16 protein-coding genes are annotated in these 17,173 nt (G+C 68.4%); 8 read left to right on the forward strand and 8 right to left on the reverse strand.

Going from position 1 to position 17,173, the window contains the following annotated elements; translation table 11 throughout:
* Window positions 1-45 precede the first annotated feature (45 nt).
* The 4 genes from H5411_RS13445 to H5411_RS13460 are packed head-to-tail and all read right to left on the reverse strand — an operon-like array spanning window position 46 to window position 3,633.
* Window positions 46-873: a carbohydrate ABC transporter permease gene (locus H5411_RS13445; protein ID WP_376772140.1), complete on the reverse strand. Its 828-nt coding sequence runs from the start codon at window positions 871-873 to the stop codon at window positions 46-48.
* Window positions 870-1,754: a carbohydrate ABC transporter permease gene (locus H5411_RS13450; protein ID WP_167441999.1), complete on the reverse strand. Its 885-nt coding sequence runs from the start codon at window positions 1,752-1,754 to the stop codon at window positions 870-872. Before H5411_RS13450 ends, H5411_RS13445 begins: the two co-directional genes overlap by 4 nt.
* A 5-nt stretch (window positions 1,755-1,759) precedes the next feature.
* Window positions 1,760-3,025, reverse strand: coding sequence for an extracellular solute-binding protein (locus tag H5411_RS13455; RefSeq protein WP_183123937.1), 1,266 nt, complete (start codon window positions 3,023-3,025; stop codon window positions 1,760-1,762).
* 14 nt (window positions 3,026-3,039) lie between these two features.
* Window positions 3,040-3,633: a helix-turn-helix transcriptional regulator gene (locus H5411_RS13460; RefSeq protein WP_101437723.1), complete on the reverse strand. Its 594-nt coding sequence runs from the start codon at window positions 3,631-3,633 to the stop codon at window positions 3,040-3,042.
* Between the two features lie 402 nt (window positions 3,634-4,035).
* On the opposite strand from H5411_RS13460, the gene H5411_RS13465 reads away from it, so the two are divergent.
* The gene (locus H5411_RS13465; RefSeq protein WP_167441998.1) at window positions 4,036-5,007 is read left to right on the forward strand and encodes a glycoside hydrolase family 3 N-terminal domain-containing protein; all 972 of its coding nucleotides are present in this window, start codon (window positions 4,036-4,038) and stop codon (window positions 5,005-5,007) included.
* 19 nt (window positions 5,008-5,026) lie between these two features.
* On the opposite strand, the gene H5411_RS48930 is transcribed toward H5411_RS13465, so the two are convergent.
* Window positions 5,027-6,463, reverse strand: coding sequence for a tetratricopeptide repeat protein (locus H5411_RS48930; RefSeq protein WP_220816874.1), 1,437 nt, complete (start codon window positions 6,461-6,463; stop codon window positions 5,027-5,029).
* A gap of 99 nt (window positions 6,464-6,562) precedes the next feature.
* Here H5411_RS48930 and H5411_RS13475 point away from each other — a divergent pair, with 99 nt between their 5' ends.
* A complete protein-coding gene (locus H5411_RS13475; RefSeq protein ID WP_183123938.1) occupies window positions 6,563-7,465 on the forward strand; it encodes a CE1 family esterase in 903 nt (300 codons plus the stop codon).
* 237 nt (window positions 7,466-7,702) lie between these two features.
* A complete protein-coding gene (locus H5411_RS13480; protein WP_183123939.1) occupies window positions 7,703-9,067 on the forward strand; it encodes a purine-cytosine permease family protein in 1,365 nt (454 codons plus the stop codon).
* 71 nt (window positions 9,068-9,138) lie between these two features.
* Here the strand turns inward: H5411_RS13480 and H5411_RS13485 are convergent, their stop codons facing one another.
* Complete coding sequence (locus tag H5411_RS13485) at window positions 9,139-10,167, reverse strand: LacI family DNA-binding transcriptional regulator (protein ID WP_183123954.1); 1,029 nt, start codon at window positions 10,165-10,167, stop codon at window positions 9,139-9,141.
* Window positions 10,168-10,361: 194 nt separating this feature from the next.
* Here H5411_RS13485 and H5411_RS13490 point away from each other — a divergent pair, with 194 nt between their 5' ends.
* The 5 genes from H5411_RS13490 to H5411_RS13510 all read left to right on the forward strand — a co-directional run bounded on the left by H5411_RS13490 (window position 10,362) and on the right by H5411_RS13510 (window position 15,222).
* The gene (locus tag H5411_RS13490; protein WP_220816902.1) at window positions 10,362-11,624 is read left to right on the forward strand and encodes an ABC transporter substrate-binding protein; all 1,263 of its coding nucleotides are present in this window, start codon (window positions 10,362-10,364) and stop codon (window positions 11,622-11,624) included.
* A 2-nt stretch (window positions 11,625-11,626) separates the two neighbouring features.
* On the forward strand, window positions 11,627-12,607 hold the full coding sequence (locus tag H5411_RS13495) for a carbohydrate ABC transporter permease (RefSeq protein ID WP_183123941.1): 981 nt from the start codon (window positions 11,627-11,629) through the stop codon (window positions 12,605-12,607).
* Window positions 12,604-13,458 carry a carbohydrate ABC transporter permease gene (locus H5411_RS13500; RefSeq protein ID WP_101437719.1) on the forward strand — a complete coding sequence of 285 codons (855 nt, stop codon included), beginning with the start codon at window positions 12,604-12,606 and terminating at the stop codon, window positions 13,456-13,458. Before H5411_RS13495 ends, H5411_RS13500 begins: the two co-directional genes overlap by 4 nt.
* Before the next feature lie 2 nt (window positions 13,459-13,460).
* Window positions 13,461-14,843: a GH1 family beta-glucosidase gene (locus H5411_RS13505; protein WP_183123942.1), complete on the forward strand. Its 1,383-nt coding sequence runs from the start codon at window positions 13,461-13,463 to the stop codon at window positions 14,841-14,843.
* Window positions 14,844-14,988: 145 nt separating this feature from the next.
* Window positions 14,989-15,222 (forward strand): hypothetical protein, encoded by a 234-nt coding sequence (locus H5411_RS13510; protein WP_183123943.1) that lies wholly within the window; start codon window positions 14,989-14,991, stop codon window positions 15,220-15,222.
* 112 nt (window positions 15,223-15,334) lie between these two features.
* On the opposite strand, the gene H5411_RS47015 is transcribed toward H5411_RS13510, so the two are convergent.
* Window positions 15,335-15,475 carry a hypothetical protein gene (locus tag H5411_RS47015; protein ID WP_220816877.1) on the reverse strand — a complete coding sequence of 47 codons (141 nt, stop codon included), beginning with the start codon at window positions 15,473-15,475 and terminating at the stop codon, window positions 15,335-15,337.
* A 355-nt stretch (window positions 15,476-15,830) separates the two neighbouring features.
* Window positions 15,831-16,706, reverse strand: a complete 876-nt coding sequence (locus tag H5411_RS13520; RefSeq protein WP_183123945.1) for an ion transporter — start codon at window positions 16,704-16,706, stop codon at window positions 15,831-15,833.
* Window positions 16,707-17,173 lie beyond the last annotated feature (467 nt).

The following is a 17,173-nucleotide window of genomic DNA, read 5'->3' on the forward strand; positions in this document are numbered from 1 at the left end:
TGCCGTCCGCGATCGCCGGGTTCTTCGGGCGTTACCTCTCGTAAGTTACGCCCTCGTCAGACCGGTGGAAATGCTGCGCACCAGGTTCCGGCCGAGCAGCAAGAAGAGCACGATCACCGGCAGCACGCCCAGCGTCGCGCCGGTCAGCATCAGGGCGTAGTCGGTGAAGTAGCCGCTGGCCAGCTGGGACAGGACCACCTGCACAGTCGGCGTTTGCGCCGGGTCGAGGACTACCAGCGGCCAGAAGTAGTCGTTCCACGCGCCGAGGAAGGTCACCATGGCCAGGACGGTCGCTTGTGGACGGATCGCCGGGACCGCGACGTGCCAGAAGGTGCGCAGGATCGACGCTCCGTCCACAGTGGCCGCGTCCACCAGGTCCTGGTCGATCGAGCCCTCGCACGCCTGGCGCATCCAGAACACGCCGAACGCGCTCACCAGCGCGGGCACGATCACCGCTTCGAGCCGGCCGTACCAGCCGAAGTCGCTCACCACCAGGTAAAGCGGGACGACGCCCAGCTGTGCGGGCACCATCGCCGAGCCGATCACGATGAGGAAGAGGGTGTTGCGGCCGCGGAACCGGAGCCGGGCGAAGGAAAAGCCCGCGAAACTGGACAGGACCACATTGGACACCATCACCGTCGTGGCGACGATCAGCGAATTGCCGATCGCGAGCCAGAAGTCGACGGTGGTGAAGACGCGCTGGATGTTGTCGAAGAGATGGCCGCCGGGCAGCAGCAGCGGAGAGGTCTCGCCGATCGCCGCGTTGTCCCGGGTGGACACCACGAACGACCAGTACAGCGGGAACAGCGATGAGGCGACCAGCCCCACCAGCACCGCGTACACCCAGGCTCCGGCCCGGCCCCGGCGGATCACGGCGCGCCCACGAACCGGCGCACGAGCCGGTAGTTGACGATCGCGAACACCAGGCAGATCAGGAACATCACCCAGGACAATGCCGCGGCGTACCCGGCGTCGAATTTGCCGAAGCCTTTTTCGTACAGATACATCGTGAGCGTCTGGAATTGGCGGTCGTTGCCGCCCGCGCCGCTATTGCCGGTGGCGTCGAACAGTTGCGGCTCGGCGAACAGCTGGAGCCCGTTGACCGTGCCGGCGACCACTGTGAACGCGATCGTCGGGCGGATGCCGGGCACGGTGATCGACCAGAACGACCGCCAGCGCGAGGCGCCGTCGAGTGCCGCTGCCTCGTACAGATCCTGGGGCACCGCCTGCATCGCGGCCAGGTAGATCAGCGCGTTGTAGCCGGTCCACCGCCACATCACCATGCTCGCCACCGCCAGATGCGACGACCATTGGTGCGCCTGCCAGGAAACCGGCGGGACGCCGAACCAGCCGAGCACCTCGTTGACCACGCCGTAGCCCGAGCTGTACAGCTGCGCGAACACCAGCCCGACGGCGACCACGGACACGAGGTTCGGCAGCAAAAGCCCGGCGCGCCACCAGGTCGCCGCCCGCAGCGGCCGGTTCAGCAGGGCGGCGATGCCGAGCGCGAGGAAGAACTGCGGAATCGCGGCGAGCAGGAAGATGCTGACGGTGTTGAAAAGCGCGTTGTAGAACCGCGGGTCGCCGAACAGCTCCACGTAATTCGCGAGGCCGAGCCCGCCTTCCGGGCCGGACAGCAAATCCCAGCGGTGCAGCGAGACCCACGACGTGTACAGGAGCGGGAACGCGCCGAACAGTCCGAAAAGGACAAAGAACGGCAGGATGAAGACGTAGGGGGTGAGCTTGCGGTCCACGACGGCTACTTGATCGCGTCGCGGCCCATCCGGACCGCGTCGGCCCACGCCTGCTCGACGTTTTCGCTGCCGTCCTCGATCCGGCCGAGGGCCCGGCCGAATTCGGGACGCACGTCCGCGTCGTGCAGGCCGCGGTAGTTCGGCCGCAGCCGGTCCGCCGACGCCGCGTAGATCTGGCCCACCGGCGCGTTCGAGAAATAGGGATCGGTGTGCGCGACGACCTGCGGGTCCTGGTACACGCTCGGTTCGCTCGGCAGGATTCCGTCGGAAAGGAAGAGCCGTTTCTGCTGCGCGGGCGCGGTCAGCCACTGCGCGAGATCGTAGGCTTCCTTCGGGTGCGCGCTTTGCTTCGGCACGGCGAGGAAGGAACCGCCCTGGTTGCCGCTGTTGCCCGGCACCGTCGTGACGTCCCATTTGCCGCTGACCGCGTCGCCGCCGGCTTCCTTGATCTGCGTGAGCATCCAGGCCGGACACGCGATGGTCGCGAAGCTGCCCTGTTTGATCGCGACGTTCCAGGCCTGCGTGTAGGTGGTCGCGCCGGCGGTTTCATGGGCTTGCGCGAGACCGCCGGACAACTGGAAAGCGTTGCGCACGCTGGGGTTGCGGTCGGCGATGTAGGAATCGTCCTTGGCGGAGAAGTAGTTCTCCGGCGACTGGTTGAGCATCGCGGTGTAGACGGTGCCCGCCGAATCGGCGAATTTCACGTTCGGGAGCTTCTCGGTAAAGCGGGCGGCGGCGTTCGCGTACCCCTGCCAGTCCGGCATCAGCTCCGCGACGGCCTTGCGCTCGGTGGGCAGTCCGGCCTGCTGGAACAGATCCCGGCGGTAGCACATCGCGAGGCTGCCCATGTCGGTGCCGAGCCCGAAGACGTAATCGCCCGAGGTGCCCTGCGCCCACTTCCACGGCGCCCATTGCTGCTTCAGCTTGTCCGCGCCGTAATCGGCGAGGTTGACGAATTTGTCCTTGGCCCGGATGTACTTGGGGATGTACTGCTCCTCGACCGCGACGACGTCGGCCGCGCCGCGCCCGGCCGCCAGCTGCGTGGCGAGGCTCTTGAAATGCGTGTCGAAATCGGTGACCCGGCTGCGGATCTCGATGTTCGGATGGTCCTTCTGGTACTGCGCAAACAACGGCGCGTAGCCGAACTCGCCGAACGTGGCCACGCTGAGCGTGATCTTTCCCGAGGACGCGGCGGAACCGCACGCGGCCGCCAGTAACAGGAATGCGGCGGCGAGCGCGGCAACGGCCGGACGCCGGGTCAGCTTTCGCACGTGGTGAGCATCCTTCAAATCACTCCGGCGCGCAGCGCGTAGGCGACGGCGTGCGGACGGTTCCGCAGCTTGAGCCGGTTCGTCATGCCGTAGATCACGTTCTTCACGGTCCGCTCCGAATAGCAGAGCTTGTTCGCGATTTCCGCGGTATCCCAGCCCTCGGCCATCAGCCGCAGCACGTCGACCTCGCGCGGCGACAGGGTGGTCGCCTCGCCGCCCCGCCGCAGGGTCTCCGCCTGCTGGAGCAGATCGCGCATCGAGGTCTCGCGCCCGGAAGCGGCGGCCACGATGCTGCGCACCAGCTGGTCGCCGCCGATCGCGTCGCGCGGCAGCACCGCGGCGACGTGCCAGGCAGCCAGCTCGGCCAGATCGTCGGCGTCGACGTATCCGGCGATGAAGACAATGGCCGCCGGGGTCTCCGAGGCCGCGGCCCGCAGCGCCGCCTTCACCTCGCGAGTGACGCGGTTCGCGGCGAAGACGAGCACCGCGGCTTCACCGCGTTGCTGGCCCGGCATCACCCGCACCTCGCGACGCGTGCGCAGATGGTCGATGAGGCCCGCGAGGGTGATCGGGTCCGAAGCCCACGCCGCCACCTTGACCTGATTCATCGCTGCCTCCCCGGTGCAGAGCACTCGCCTGTCGTGTGCCAGCCAGTGTGCCTACCGCGGCTTCACGAAATCTCTAGTCGGGACGCGCTCATTCTTCACAGCGTGAAGTTGGGGCCGCCGGTGGGGTTCGGTTACCGTCACGGAGACCTGTCCGGACTGCCAAAGGAAATGATGAAGGCGCACGCACGACCCCGCTGGAGCACCGCAGGAGCCGTCAGCGCGTTAACGCTCATATGTGCGCTTTCCGCGTGTTCCGGGGATCGTTCCGTTTCCGGAACAGCGACGTCCGGCCCGCTCGTCGCGCCGAGCACGGGAAGTTCGCCGCAAGCCGCTCCACCTGCGTCAACTTCGCCTTCGCAGACCGCGCCGGGACAGCTGACGTGCGCGTCGGCGGTGTCGGCGATGGATCCGCGGGCGCGGGTGGCGCAGCTGGTGGTGCCGGGCGTCAACGCGGGCGATCCGGCGGCGGTCGCAGAGCTCGTGCGGACGCAGCAGGTCGGCGGGATCTTCGTGGGAGACAAAAAGACCACGCTGTTGCAAAATGACGCTCTCGACGGCGTCCAGCGGGCGGCGAAGATCCCCGTTTCGGTCGCGGTCGACGAGGAGGGCGGTCGCGTGCAGCGCATCGACGACCTCGACGGCTCGCTCCCGAGCGCCCGGCAGCTGGCGGCCTCCAAGACGCCGGACGAGGTGCGCGCGATCGGCGAGCAGCGGGGCAAGCAACTGCGAGCACGCGGGGTGACCGTCGATTACGCACCGGACGCGGACGTGAGCGACGAACCCGACGACGCGGTGATCGGCGACCGTTCCTACAGCCCGGACCCGGAAAAGGCGCGGCAGTACGCGATGGCCTTCGCCGAGGGCCTGCGCGCGGGCGGGGTGCAGCCGGTGCTCAAGCATTTCCCGGGCCACGGCCACGGATCCGGCGACTCGCACCGGGGAACCGTCACGACGCCGCCGCTCGACCAGCTGCGTCGCGTTGATCTGGTGCCTTACCGCGATATCTCGGAGTACGGGCAGGTCGGGGTGATGGTCGGGCATCTCGAGGTGCCGGGGCTGACCGGGGACGAGCCGGCGTCGCTGGCGCCTGAGGCGTATCAGTTGCTGCGCAACGAGTTCCACTTCACCGGGCCGGTGATCACGGACGATCTGGGCGGGATGAAGGCGATCACGGACCGGTTCGCGTTGCCGGATGCGGTGGTGAAGGCGCTGCAGGCGGGGGCTGATCAGGCGTTGTTCTCGTCCGGGCACAACGACGTGAAGGCGGTCGTGGATCGGCTGCAGCGGGCGGTGGAGAGCGGGGAACTGCCGGCTGCCCAGGTGACGGCTTCGGTCGAGCGAGTGTTGGCGGGCAAGGGGTTTTGTCGACCTTGACCTGGCGTGAGCGGCGGGTTCATCCCTCCTCCGCCAGTACCTGAGCCAACACCGCCGCAGCGCTCACTGTCTGCGGATGGTCCTCCCCCAGCGCCCTTCGGCACCTCGGCAGCAGATCCTCCAGCACAGCCAGGGCCGAAGCGCGATCGCCCAGGCGGAGGTGGATCTGCACCAGGTTGCCAGTCGTCCGCAGGGTCCCCAGGGCGTCCGGCCCGAGTGCACGGCGGCTCCGGGCCAGGACGTCCTCCGTCTGCTCGCGGGCGCGTTCGTATTCGTTCAACCTCAGGTACACCACGCAAAGGTTGTTCGCGACGGTCAGCGTCAGCGGGTCGTCCTCGCCCAGGACGCGGCTGACCCGGGGCAAAAGCTCCGCCAGCAGGTCGCGCGCCTCCGCATGATCGGTGGTGCCGATCAGGCACCCGGCCAGACGGTTGGCGACGGCGAGGGTGTCCGGGTGGTCCTCGCCCAGCTCCGCGGTCCATTCAGCGTGGACGAGGCGGCCCAGTGCGACGCCGGGGTGGGCTTGGCCGGAGACGAACAGGTAGCGCAGCACCCGGATGAGCAGCGCGCGGCACTCCGGCGGTTCGTGGCTGCGGAAGTCCGGCTGAGCGGCGGACATCCGGATGGCCACCGCGACGCGGCGGTATTCGGGCCACGATTCCTTCAGGTCGGGGTCCAGGTCCAGGTCCAGGTCGGAGGTCTCGGTCGCCGAGTGCGGCGGCAGCACGGGATAGGGCGGAGGCTGTTCGCGGTCCCAGAGCGAAGCGGGAGCACCCGACGCCGCGAGCAGGTTCGCCGGGCAGCCGCGTTCGTGGAACAGGTCGCAGCCGGAGCTGAGCACCGAAGGCGAGCGGCCAGAGAAGAGAACGGGCACCGGGTACGCGTGGAACGGCTCGCCCTGGTTGTCGATGACTGTGGTGCCGTGGCGGCCCGCGCAGGTCCAGTCCACTTCCAGCCGCCAGGCGACCTCGTGCGTCGTGGTGACCGGTTCGATCTCGAACTGCTCGATGTCGGTGGCGCTGACGGTGAACGGGAAGTCCGGGCCCTGCGCGACCAGCCGCGGCGACGGGGCGTCGAAGTCGGTCGTGAACGGGCGCGGTTCGAGGAGCCCGCCGATCCGGACCTGCAGGCAGGCCGGGCGCGGAGGCGTCCGGGAGACGACCACGACGCGCGCGGATTGCAGGACTACGGCACGGTTCGTTCTGGCTTCCACCGTGATGATGTGGACCGTTCCGCCGGGCACGGCGACCTGCGGCGGATCGGTGTCGAGCACCAGGTCGGCCAGGGTTCCGCCGGGTTTCAGCCGGACCGAGGCGATGAGCGGGTCGGCCAGGTCCGCCGGAGAGTCGCCCGAACGGCCTACGTTGATGTCGCCGTGCACCGCCCCGGCCATCACGACCTTGTCGAAGTGGCCGCCGGAGATGCGGTTGACAGAGGACTCTTCCGCGTCCGTCACCCGAGCGAGCCTAGCCGTTAACTCAATGAACGAAAGGGTCGTCCGGGGTAGATGCGGGGTGACGATGGTCGCGCTCGCCCGTCGATCGAGGAGGATCGGATGTCCGGACTTTTCCGTGCAGGCGTTGCCGTGTTGGCGGCGGCGATCGGGCTCGGGGTGCTCGCCGCGCCGGCGTCGGCCGAGCCGGTACCGACGACCGGATGCGGGCAGGCGGTGGCCAACCCCGGTGCCACGACGGTCGAGCATCTGACGTCCGGCGGCATCGATCGCGAGTACCGGATCTACGTCCCCGCGCGGTACAACCCGCACCGGCAGTACCCGGTCGTCCTCTCCTATCACGGGCACGGCCGCACGGCGGAGTACCAGGAGGAACTGTCCGGCTTCTCCGGCTCGGACGTGATCGCGGTGTACCCGCAGGGCGTCGCCGGCACCGACGGCAAATCCGCCTGGACCGGCGCGCCCTACTCGGCCCCCGTCGACGACGTCCAGTTCACCGGCGACCTCCTCACCTCGCTGCAGCACCGGATGTGCGTGGACCCGGCGCGGATCTACGCGGCGGGCAAATCGAACGGCGGCGGGTTCGTCGGCGTGCTGGCCTGCCGGATGGCCGACCGGATCGCCGCGTTCGCCCCGGTCTCCGGCGCGTTCTACCCCCAGGGCGGCGCCTGCGATCCGGGCCGGAAGGTCGCGCTGCTCGACTTCCACGGCACGGCCGACACCACCATTCCTTACTCCGGAAATCCGGCTAAAGGCCTGCCGTCCATTCCGGACTGGCTGAACGGATGGGCCGCGCGAGACCGGTGTTTCCCTTACCCCGTCTCGGTTTCTCCAGTTCCCAGCGTGGTGAAGCAGTGGTGGCCAGGATGTTCGCTGGTGCATTTCCGGGTCGAGGGAGCCGGACACGTCTGGCCGAGCACCCGCCCGAACAACGACTCCGACACCCCCACCGCGATCGACGCCACCCCGGTCATCCTTCAGTTCTTCAAAGCGCACCACCTCTGAGCTCAGCTGGCGTGCTCCCGCTTCGCGCGAAGGTCGTGGCCGAGGGATTCCGCCGGATGCTCGCCAAGCGGCCTGCCTCCGGCCCGGCCGCACGCTCCTGGCAGTCCGCTGCCACGTTCTGACAGCGCGTCACAGTCTGGGATCCGAGACAGAATCCCCGGGCTGCTACTTGGCCGCCAGGCCGCGCTGACGTTGAGTTCGTCCAGCGAATTCACCGAAGAACCGCAGGAGGAGCACGTGGCTGCCACACTGGAGCGGCGCTCGATCGACCCGGTCCCCGAGTCCGAGCGGCACGGGCATCCACGCAGCCTGTTCACCCTGTGGTTCGCCGCGAACACGCAGATCACCTCGGCGGTCACCGGCGCGCTGACCGTGCTGGTCGGCGTGCATCCGCTGTGGGCGATCGTCGCGGTCGTGGTGGGCAACGCGCTCGGCGGCATTCCGATGGCGCTGCACGCCGCGCAGGGGCCGAAGCTCGGCATCCCGCAGATGATCCAGTCGCGCGCGCAGTTCGGCGTGTACGGCGCGGCGCTCCCGCTGGTGCTCGTCGTGGTGATGTACCTCGGCTATTTCGCGAGCGGTTCGCTGCTCGGCGGCCAGGCGGTCGCCCAGATCACGCACCTGCCGACGGACGCCGCGATCGCGGTCTACGCGCTCGCCTCGGCGCTGATCGCGATCGTCGGATACCGGCTGATCCACCGGTTCGGCTGGCTCGCGTCCGCGCTGTCCGTGGTCGTCTTCTTCTACCTGACCATCCGGTTGATCAGTGGACACGACCTCGGCACCGTGCTGGCCGCGCCGCACCTCGACTTTCCGAAGTTCCTGCTCGCGGTCTCGCTGACCGCGTCCTGGCAGCTGACCTTCGGCCCGTACGTCGCCGACACCTCGCGCTACCTGCCGTCGGCGACGTCGGTGCGCGCGACGTTCTGGTGGACGTACGGCGGCACCGTGCTCGGCGCGGTGTGGGCGATGTCGTTCGGTGCGCTGGCCTACGCCATTGCCGGGAAAGCGTTCAAGGGACACGAAGTCGCGTACGTCGTCGGCCTCGGCGGCGAAGCGTTGTTGATCCCGCTGCTGCTGGCCATCGCGCTCGGCAAGTTCACGGTGAACGTGCTGAACATCTACGGCGGCTACATGACCGTCGCGACCGCGCTGACCGGTTTCGGCCGACGCGCGGCGCTTTCCCAGGCCACGCGGATCGGTTACATCGCGGGCGTCGGCGTGGTCGGCGCCGTGATCGCCATCCTCGGCCGCGGCCAGTTCCTGTCGAACTTCGTGCTGTTCCTCGACTTCCTGCTGTACTTCCTCACGCCGTGGAGCTCGATCAACCTGGTCGATTTCTACCTGCTGCGCAAGGAAAAGTACGACCTCGAGGCGCTGTACGACCCGAACGGCCGCTACGGGCGCTGGGCCTGGCCCGCGCTGGCCGCCTACGTGCTCGGGATCGCGGTGCAGATCCCGTTCGCCAACGTCGAAGGCATTTTCGTCGGCCCGATCGCCCCGCTGCTGGGCGGCGCGGACATCTCGTGGCTGCTCGGCCTCATCGTGCCCGGCGCGCTGTACGTGGCGTTCGTGCGCCGGCCGGCCGCGGTTCGAGTGTGACCGTCCGCCGCGGGAACAGCGACGCCGTGCCCGATCACGGGTACCGACTGTCCTTTGAGGAAACAGCCGGGCTAGCTGGACTCGCGCACGACCAGCGACACCGGCAGGATCTGCGCCCCCGGCGCGACATCCTCGCCGTCCAGCAACCGCATCAACGTCGACACCATCGCATGGACCTGCTCACGCGGATCCTGGTGCACCGACGTCAACGGCGGTGTCATCGCCGGAGCCAACGCCGCGTTGTCGTCGAAACTCACCACCGCGACATCGCCCGGCACGGCACGACCAGCGTCTGACAACGTCCGCAACGCACCCACCGCCATCATGTCGCTGCCGACGAACACCGCATCGAGGTCAGGCACCCGCTCCAGCAGCGTCGCCATCGCTTTCGCGCCGCCGGCCAGGGTGAAGTCGGCCTCCTCGGCCAGCCCGGACGGGTCGATCCCGGCGTCCACGAGCGTCTTGCGCCAGCCGGCGAGCCGGTCGATCGGAGCGCCCTGGTCCTGCGGGCCCGCGATGGTCGCGATCCGGCGGCGGCCGGATTCCACCAGGTGCGTCACCGCCTGCCGGGCGCCGCCTTCGTTGTCGAAATCCACCAGGTGCACGCCTCGGCGCAGATCGGCGGCCTGTCCGCCGAACACCGTCGGCAGCTTCAGCAACCGCAACGCCCGGGGCAGCGGATCGGCGCGGTGCGGGGCGAACACGAGGACGCCGTCGACGTGCCCGCCCTCGAGAAACCGCACGGTACGCCCGAGGTCCTCCCGGGTGTCGCTGAAGAGCAGCACCATCTGGCAGCCCACATCGGCCAGTTCCCGATAGCCCGCGCGCATCACCGCGGTCCGGTACGGATCGTCGAGCAGCCGCGCTTCCGGCTCCGACAGCACGACCGCGATCGCGCCGGTCCGCCGGGTGACAAGCGAGCGCGCGGCCTGGTTCGGCGAATACCCGAGATCCCGCGCCGCGGCCAGCACCTTCTCGCGCGAGCGCGCGCTGACGTACGCGTCGTCGTTCAGCGCGCGCGACGCGGTGGACCGCGAGACCCCGGCGAACGCCGCGACGTCCTCCAGTGTCGGCCGCTCGTCCTCGGACCGAGGCACCACTCCGCCCACCCCCTGACTGTCGATCGGGCTCAGCTTAACCGGGTCCAGCCGGGAGCGCTCCCGGATACTCCGGCCTTGACATCCCCCGTTACCTGCAACACACTCGTTCGGCATCTGGGAGCGCTCCCAGAACAACTTCCAAGGGGTTGACGACGGTGACAACGTTCCGGAAGGGCCTGGTGCTGGCACTGGGCATGACGATGACCGCGGTGAGCGCCACGGCGTGCGGCGGTGGCGGCAGCGGCGACGTGCCCGCGGCGGCCGGGCCGAACGAGCACGTGGAACTGACGCTCGCGACGTTCACGGAGTTCGGCTACGAGGCGCTCATCCCGGAGTACGAGCGGCTGCACCCGAACATCAAGATCACCCACCGCAAAACCGGCCAGGGCGGCCCGTACGCCCAGGACATGATGACGAAGCTCGCGGCGGGCTCCGGACTGGCGGACGTGCAGGCCGTCGAGGAAGGCCACCTGTCGGACATCCTCAGCAAGTCCTCGAAGTTCAACGACCTCAGCAAGATCGGCCCCTCGGACGTTTCGCCGGACCGGTGGCTTTCGTGGAAATACGAGGCGGGCAAAGACAAAAACGGCAAGCTCATCGGCTACGGCACGGACATCGGCCCGCTCGCCATGTGCTACCGCAAGGACCTGCTCGCCGCGGCCGGGCTGCCCAGCGACCCGGAGGCGGTGAAACCGCTGTTCGCCACGTGGGACAGCTACTTCGCGGCCGGCGCCCAGTACACCGCGAAGACCGGCAAGGCGTGGTTCGACTCGGCGGCGCAGAACTTCAACTCCATGGTCAACCAGCTGCCGGTCGGCTACCTCGACACCAATGACAAGCTCACCCTGGACACCAACCAGGGCATCAAGGACGCCTGGACGAAGGTGACCGGCGCGGTCGCGAAGGGCGAATCGGCCAAGCTCACCGCGTTCAGCAACGAATGGAACTCCGGGTTCAAGCAGAGCGCGTTCGCCACGAAGGTCTGTCCGGCGTGGATGCTCGGGGTCATCAAGGAGCAGGCCGGGCCGGACAACGCGGGCAAATGGGCAGTCACCGCGGCGTTCCCCGGCGGAGGCGGCAACTGGGGCGGTTCGTACCTGACGGTGCCGACGCAGAGCAAGCACCCGCGGGAGGCCGCTGAGCTGGCCGCGTGGCTCACCGCACCCGAGCAGCAGATCAAGGCGTTCGAGGCCAAGGGCAACTTCCCGAGCCAGACGAAGGCGCTGGAAAGCCCGCAGCTGCTGAATTCGACGGACGCGTACTTCGGCGGCGCGAAGATCGGCGAGCTGTTCGCCGAGCAGGCGAAGAAGGTCGCGAAACCGCAGTACAAGGGCCCGAACGACGGCCAGATCCAGGAAAACGTGGCCAGCCCGGCGCTGCAGTCGGTGGAACAAGGTGCTTCGGCCGCGGACGGCTGGCAGCGGCTGGTCGACGGCGCGAAGAAACTCACCCGCTGACGATGACAGTCACCGACAAGGCCGCTCCGGAAAGCCGGGCCACGACGCGGCAGCAGGCCGCGCCGCGGCCCGGCCTGCGCGACCGGCTCGCGCGCTGGGACGTCAAAATCTCGCCCTATCTCTACGTGGCGCCGTTCTTCATCGTCTTCGCCATCGTGGGCATGTTCCCGTTGCTGTACACCGCGTATGTGTCGCTGTTTTCCTGGAAAGCCGGCGACGACAACCCGGACTTCATCGGACTGGACAATTTCAAGGAACTGTTCGCGGACGCGCAGTTCTGGCACGCGCTGGAAAACACGGTCAGCATCTTCCTGCTCTCCAGCGTGCCCCAGCTGATCATCGCGGTGCTGCTCGCCGCGGTGCTCACGCTGCGGCTGCGCGGCGCGACCGGCTGGCGTGTCGGCATTCTGCTGCCCTACGCGGCGAGCCTGGTGGCGCTCGGGATCATCTTCGCGAACCTGTTCGGACCGCGGTACGGACTCGTCAACGGCGTTCTCCAGACCCTCGGACTGTCCCCTGTGGACTGGCAGGCCAATCGGTTCGCCAGCCACGTCGCCATCGCGATCATGGTGAACTGGCGGTGGACCGGCTACAACGCGCTGATCGTTCTCGCCGCCATGCAGGCCATTCCGAAGGAATTGCACGAGGCCGCGCTGATCGACGGCGCCGGAACCGTGCGCCGTTTCACCCACGTGACGTTGCCGCTGCTCCGGCCCACGCTGATCTTCGTCGCCATCACCTCGACGATCGGCGGTCTGCAGATCTTCACCGAGCCCAAACTGTTCGACGCGATGCCCGGGTCGAACAACGGCGGTTCCACCCACCAGTTCCAGACCGTGACGCTGTATCTGTACCAGACCGCTTTCGAGAACTTCGATCTCGGTTACGCGTCCGCGATCGCGTGGGTGCTTTTCCTGATCATCGTCGTGATCGCGCTGATCAACTACTTCCTCACCGGGCGGCTCGCGGGGAGGCGGACATGACCACGCAAACCAGCTTGCGGGCGCGCGCGGCCCGGCTCGGCAAACCGCGCAAGGCGACTTACGGCGTGCTGATCGTGTTCGTGCTCGGCTCGCTGTTCCCGTTCTACTGGTCGTTCCTCGTGGCAAGCCGCGACAACGGAATGCTCACCGAACGAATCCCGCCGCTGCTGCCGGGCGGAAACTTCTTCGCCAACGCGGCGCGAGTGTTCGACACTGTGCCGTTCTGGCGGGCGCTGGCCAACAGCATTATCGTGTCCGGCACAGTCACGCTGACCACGGTGCTGTTCTCGTCGCTGGCCGGGTTCGCCTTCGCGAAATTGCGCTTCCGCGGCCGCAACGGCTTGTTCGTCTTCATCGTGGTGACGCTCGCGGTGCCCACTCAGCTCGGCATCATCCCGTTGTTCATCGCGATGTCGAAACTCGGCTGGGCGGGCGGACTGCAATCGGTGATCGTGCCGAACCTGGTCACCGCGTTCGGCGTGTTCTGGATGCGGCAGTACACAGTGGACGCGTTGCCGTACGAGCTGATCGAGGCCGCGCGCGTGGACGGCTGCAGCATGATCCGGGTCTTCTGGAACGTGTGCCTGCCCGCTGTCCGCCCGGCCGCGGCGATCCTCGCGATGTTCACGTTTATGACGTCCTGGAACGATTTCCTGTGGCCGCTGGTGGTGCTCGACGCGGGCAATCCGACCGTGCAGGTGGCGCTCGAGAAACTGCAGAGCGGCTACTACGTCGACTATTCGCTGGTGCTCGCGGGCACCACGCTGGCCACGATTCCGATCCTCATCGTCTTCCTCCTGCTCGGCCGCCAGATCGTGGCCGGGATCATGCAAGGCGCCGTGAAAGGGTGACCATGTCCGCACAGCCGATCCCCGACGTGCTCGCGTTCCCGGACGCGTTCGTCTGGGGCGCCGCCACGGCGGCCTTCCAGGTCGAAGGATCGACCACCTCCGACGGGCGCGAGACGTCCGTCTGGGACACCTTCGCCGCACGCCCGGGCGCGGTGGCCGGCGGCGACACCGGCGACCCGGCGGCCGACCACTACCGCCGCTACGCCGAGGACGTGGCGCTGATGCGCTCGCTCGGGCTCGCCGCGTACCGGTTTTCCCTTTCCTGGCCGCGAATCCTGCCGTACGGCAAACCGGAGCCGCGCGGGATCGAGTTCTACGACCGGCTCGTGGACCGGCTGCTGGCCGCGGGCATCCAGCCGTGGGCGACGCTGTATCACTGGGACCTTCCGCAGTCGCTGGAAGACCGGGGCGGCTGGACCGCGCGCGACACCGCCTACCGGTTCGCCGAGTACGCCGAGACCATCGCGGCCCGGCTCGGCGACCGCGTGGCGAGCTGGTCGACGCTGAACGAACCATGGTGCGCGGCGATGCTCGGCTACGGCTCGGGCGTCCACGCGCCCGGCCGGACGTCGCCGGAAGGCGCGGTGGCCGCGGCGCATCACCTCCTGCTGGGGCACGGGCTGGCGATGGACGTGCTCCGGCAGCACACGAGCACCCCGTCCGGGATCACGCTGAACCTGTACCCGGTCGTCGCGGACACCCCGGACGACGCCGACGCCGACGCCGTCCGCCGGATCGACGGATTGCAGAACCGGTTGTTCCTCGACCCGCTGCTGCGCGGCGGTTACCCCGCTGACTTGCGCGAGGACCTGTCCCGGTTCGGCTTCGACGCCGTGGTGCGCGACGGCGACGAGGCGGTGCTCGGCAAGCCGATCGACTGGCTGGGCGTGAACTACTACCGCGGCTACCGGGTGGCCGGTTCGGCGCGTCCGGGCAGCACCCCGGCGGGCCGGGAATGGCCGGGCGCCGACCAGGTGCACTTCGTCCCGGACCTGGCCGCGCCGCGCACCGATTCCGATTGGGAAGTGCATCCCTCCGGACTGACCGCATCGCTGCTGCAAGTACATCGGGACTATCCGCCGGTGCCGTTGTACGTCACCGAAAACGGCGCGGCGTACCCGGACACGCTCCGAGACGGCGAGGTCTCCGACGACGACCGCATCGCGTTTCTCGACGCGCATCTGCGGGCGGCGCACGACGCGCTGGCCCACGGAGTTGATCTGCGCGGCTATTTCTACTGGTCTCTGCTGGACAATTTCGAATGGGCCGAGGGGTACGCGAAACGCTTCGGCCTGGTGCACGTCGACTATCACACCCAGCAGCGCACGCTGAAGCGCAGCGCGCGGTGGTATGCGGAGGTGATCGCGCGCAACGCGCTCGGCTGAGCGGGAAGTGACCTACTACCGGGTTCTTTCGCTCCGCCGGGAAAGACTTTCTCTCCGGTCTTCGCGTCACGGTGCCCGGGCGCGGCCGTCGGACCAGTGCCGGGGCCGCCCCGAACGGTCCCGCGAGCGGAGACTGGAGTGTCCGATGACGGTGCGGAGCCGGGTGGCCGACGAGGTCACCACGTGGCTGGCCGGGGAGTTCGCGGGCCGGGTGCCCGCCGAGGCGGTCGAGGTGGTGGTGCGCGCGACCGGACGCGACCTCGGCGGCCGGGTCGTCCCGGACGAGCGCGGCGACCTGCTGTACCGCGTGGCGCGCGCCCGGCTGGTGCGGATGCTCGAAGCTCCGGACGAGCCGCATATCCCGCGTTCGCGCCGGTAAGCCGGTCGTTCCCCGGACCCGCGTGTCCGGGGACCCGGCTGTATCCGGACTTCGCCAGTGGCGTGTGGTAACCGGGCGCGCGCCGACCGTGTCCGACGCGCGCCGGAAGCTGTTACGAGCCCGGCAGGATCCGGCTGCTCAGCGGCGCGTGCGGGCGCTCCGGCGGCCACCAGACCTGCGCGGGCGGCGGGGGAACGTCATCGTCCGGAAGTTCCAGTTCGTCCGCGCCGCTCTGCCAGCGGTTCCAGTGCACGGAGCACAGTCCGCGCCACAAGGAATCCTCCGCACAGTCCCGCCGACGGCACCTGCGTACCTGCTGCCCGCTATCAATCACGTCCACGACTCCAAACCGCGCTCAACCTCCCCGCCGGTTCCAGTCTGCCTCGGCTCCGGCGGGAACGCCCCGCACTCGCGCCAACACAACCCTTGTGCAGCAACGGAACGGGAGATCTCACCCTACTCCAGCCACCTGTGCGCATGCCGAGCGACCACAGTGCACTCTTTCAGCGGTTGACGCGTCCGGCGCTCGGCGTCAGCGGCGAATCTCCTGTGCCGCAACGGAGAGTCAGCGGCCGGCGGCGTACGGTAGGTATGTCCACAGTGGATGATCAAGGCCGTGGATGGCTGGCGTCGTACTCGTGCACGGCGGAGCGCTGAGTTCGGGTGCGCAGGAGATGCTCGTGCGAGGAGTCGTCCACATCGGCCAGTCCGAGCGCGACCGCGCGGCGGATCTGCTCGCGGTTGTCGCGCACGACGGCGGAAAAGAAGTCGTCGATGCGCGGGTCCAGCAGAACCTCCAGCAGCACCCGGAAGGACGTGTCGACGGTCGCCCGGACGATCTCGTCGTGGAACGGCAGCCGGCGCAGCTTGCCGAGCTGCGGGTCCTCGGAGATCTTCTCGGTGATGATGGCGCGGAGTTCGGCCTTGTTCTCGCTGAGGGATTTGGCGAGGTTCTCCGGGTAGTTCCCGGTTTCGAGGACTTTGACGACCTCGTCCAGCACGGCGATCGTGACCGGTTTCTTGATGGCGTGCACGATCGGCTCGGACAGTTTGTCGACGAGGCGGTAGGTGAACTGCTCGCCCACGGCTCGGTCGGCGGCGCGGCCGAGGCGGACGATCAGCAGGATCACGCCGATCACGTGGTGGTGTGCGACGAAGACCGGATGGGCCACCGGGATCATCGCGAAGACTTCATACCAGGTGCGGGCGAGGAAGGCGGCTCGCCAGGCCTGTTTGCGCCAGCGGTGCAGGAGTTCCAGGAAGAAGATGCCGCAGACGATGCAGTCGGCGAGGAAGAACCAGCGGCTGATGTCCGACGGCGGCGGGCCGATCAGGAGCCAGGCCAGCATTCCGGTGGAGACGACGGCGAGGGCGAGCATGATCCAGTCGTCTGCCCGGACGTTGCCGGGGAGGATGCCGCTGTTGAGCTCGCCGCTGGAGGCGTCGGTGGTGCGTTCAGGCTGGGCTGAACGGCCGGTGGTCATGCTGGCTCCCTGGTCCCGGGGGTGTGGTGCTGGGGGTGATGATCGCATGGCCGGGTGGCTCGTCGCCTGGCGGCGACATTGCCTTGGGTGAGGGGTGGGGGCACCCCGAAGCTGGAGTGTGCTGACGGTCGGTGGGTGCTTGTCAAGGCGGGAAAGATGCCTTGACAAGCACCCGCCGACCGCAGGGAGGCTTCGTATCGGGGTGCGGGGGTGGTGTGGGTGCCTGGTCGCGTTGAGTGCGCGGGTTGCGGTTTCGGGAGTAGGCGCGGGGATTGGGCGGCTGGTCGGGTTGCGTGGGCGATGCCAACGTTGGGGCGGATCTTGGCGGGCGGCGGCGGGTTGGTCCGTGAAGGGGCCCTTGAGGGAATCTAGGTCCGCGAAGGGGTCCCTCACAGATGACGGCGGGCTGCGAGGAGAACCCTTGGGCGGCGTCAGGCTCCTTGAAGTTCCCTCACGGAACGCTAGGC

It is taken from the genome of Amycolatopsis echigonensis (assembly GCF_014174495.1).
Lineage (GTDB): Bacteria > Actinomycetota > Actinomycetes > Mycobacteriales > Pseudonocardiaceae > Amycolatopsis > Amycolatopsis echigonensis.

Excerpts from the sequence above, each read along its gene's own strand:
- H5411_RS13460 (WP_101437723.1), bottom strand. The coding sequence starts at position 3,633 with ATGAATCAGGTCAAGGTGGCGGCGTGGGCTTCGGACCCGATCACCCTC.
- H5411_RS13465 (WP_167441998.1), top strand. The coding sequence starts at position 4,036 with ATGGATCCGCGGGCGCGGGTGGCGCAGCTGGTGGTGCCGGGCGTCAAC.
- H5411_RS13475 (WP_183123938.1), top strand. The coding sequence starts at position 6,563 with ATGTCCGGACTTTTCCGTGCAGGCGTTGCCGTGTTGGCGGCGGCGATC.
- H5411_RS13490 (WP_220816902.1), top strand. The coding sequence starts at position 10,362 with ATGACGATGACCGCGGTGAGCGCCACGGCGTGCGGCGGTGGCGGCAGC.
- H5411_RS13495 (WP_183123941.1), top strand. The coding sequence starts at position 11,627 with ATGACAGTCACCGACAAGGCCGCTCCGGAAAGCCGGGCCACGACGCGG.
- H5411_RS13500 (WP_101437719.1), top strand. The coding sequence starts at position 12,604 with ATGACCACGCAAACCAGCTTGCGGGCGCGCGCGGCCCGGCTCGGCAAA.
- H5411_RS13505 (WP_183123942.1), top strand. The coding sequence starts at position 13,461 with ATGTCCGCACAGCCGATCCCCGACGTGCTCGCGTTCCCGGACGCGTTC.
- H5411_RS13510 (WP_183123943.1), top strand. The coding sequence starts at position 14,989 with ATGACGGTGCGGAGCCGGGTGGCCGACGAGGTCACCACGTGGCTGGCC.
- H5411_RS13520 (WP_183123945.1), bottom strand. The coding sequence starts at position 16,706 with ATGACCACCGGCCGTTCAGCCCAGCCTGAACGCACCACCGACGCCTCC.